This is a genomic window from Streptomyces sp. NPDC054863 (assembly GCF_053610825.1).
Genome location: NZ_JBSGZD010000541.1, coordinates 1 through 1,793, shown reverse-complemented (window position 1 = coordinate 1,793; position 1,793 = coordinate 1). Strand labels below are relative to the sequence as shown.

Below are 1,793 nucleotides of genomic sequence, written 5' to 3'. Positions count from 1 at the left end.
GTCCGGGTCCGACCCTGGAAGGGCCGCTCGTACGGCGTCCAGCACCACGTCCGGGATCGGGGCGACCCAGGCCATCCCGGTGGTGGTCGTGGACGAGGACCAGTCGGTCACCTCGGAATTCGCGCTCCCGCAGGGCCTTCGGACCGCGCCTTCGGCCGAGGAGGAGCAGCCGACCTCGGAATTCGCCCTTCCGCAGGGGCTGTCGCCCGAGACTCCGCAGGCGCAGGAAGGTTCCGCCTTCGACGTGCCCAGGACCGCCGCCCAGAAGCGGGCCGGGTTCGAACCTCCCCGGACGTACAGCGCCCGGCACTCTCCGCCCGCGTTCACTCCCGCCCAGGGAATACCCGTCGTCAAGCTGACGAAGGAGGCGCCCTGGCAGGACCGGATGCGCACCCTGCTGCGCATGCCGGTCGGCGACCGGCCCGTACCGGACAGCGTGCAGCGGCACGGCGACGAGGAGGACTCGGGACCCGCCGTACCGCGCGTGCTCGACCTGACGCTGCGTATCGGCGAGCTGCTGCTGGCCGGCGGCGAGGGGGCCGAGGACGTCGAGGCGGCCATGTTCGCGGTGTGCCGGGCCTACGGGCTCGACCGGTGCGAGCCGACCGTCACCTTCACGCTCCTGTCGATCTCGTACCAGCCCTCGCTCATCGACGACCCGGTGACCGCCAGCCGTACGGTGCGGCGCCGGGGCACCGACTACACCCGGCTGGCGGGCGTCTACCGGCTGATCGCGGACATCACCGCGGAGGACATCGATGTCACGCTGGAGGAGGCGTACCGCCGCCTCGCGGAGATCCGGCGCAACCGGCACCCGTACCCGGGATGGGCGCTGTCCGGCGCCAGCGGGCTGCTCGCGGGGTCGGCATCGGTGCTGGTCGGCGGTGGGGTCATCGTGTTCGTCGCGGCGGCGCTCGGGGCGATCCTGGGCGACCGGCTGGCCTGGCTGTGCGCGGGGCGCGGGCTGCCGGAGTTCTACCAGTTCGTGGCGGCGGCGATGCCGCCCGCCGCGATGGGCGTCGGCCTCGCCTTCGTACCGGCGGACGTGGTGGGCGGGATCCTGCCGTCCGCCGTGATCACCGGTGGGCTCTTCGCGCTGCTGCCCGGACGGGCGCTGGTCGCGGGCGTGCAGGACGGGCTGACCGGCTACTACATCACCGCGTCGGCGCGGCTGCTCGAAGTCATGTACTTCTTCATCGCGATCGTGCTGGGCGTGCTGATCGTGCTGTACGCGGGAGCGGGGCTGAACCCGAACCTGCACCCGGACGCCACGATGCACGTCGAGTCCCGTCCTGTGATCCAGATCCTGGCGTCGATCGCCCTGTGCTTCGCGTTCGCGATCCTGCTCCAGCAGGAGCGCAACACGGTGATCATGGTGGCGCTGAACGGCGGCGTCGCCTGGATCGTCTTCGGCGCGATGAACACGACGGGCAAGATCTCGGCCGTCGCGGCGACGGCGGTCGCGGCGGGTCTTGTCGGCCTCTTCGGCCAGCTCTTCTCGCGCTACCAGTACGCGTCGGCGCTGCCCTACGTGACGGCGGCGATCGGGCCGCTGCTGCCGGGTTCCGCGACGTACTACGGCCTCCTGGGCATCGCGCAGAACGACGTGAACACCGGTCTGGCGTCGCTGTCCAAGGCCGCGGCCATCGCGCTGGCGATCGCCATCGGCGTGAACCTGGGTGGCGAGATCTCCCGGCTGTTCCTGCGGATGCCGGGGGCTCGGGACGGCGGAAGCCGCCGGGCGGCGAAGCGGACGCGCGGGTTCTAGGTTTTCCAGGGGTACGTTCCAGGTT

General features: G+C 71.6%; 1 protein-coding gene. It reads left to right on the top strand.

What is annotated here, in order from left to right:
* The first annotated feature begins 55 nt into the window (after positions 1 to 55).
* Positions 56 to 1,768, top strand: coding sequence for a threonine/serine ThrE exporter family protein (locus ACWGIG_RS38720; protein ID WP_453326417.1), 1,713 nt, complete (start codon positions 56 to 58; stop codon positions 1,766 to 1,768).
* Positions 1,769 to 1,793 lie beyond the last annotated feature (25 nt).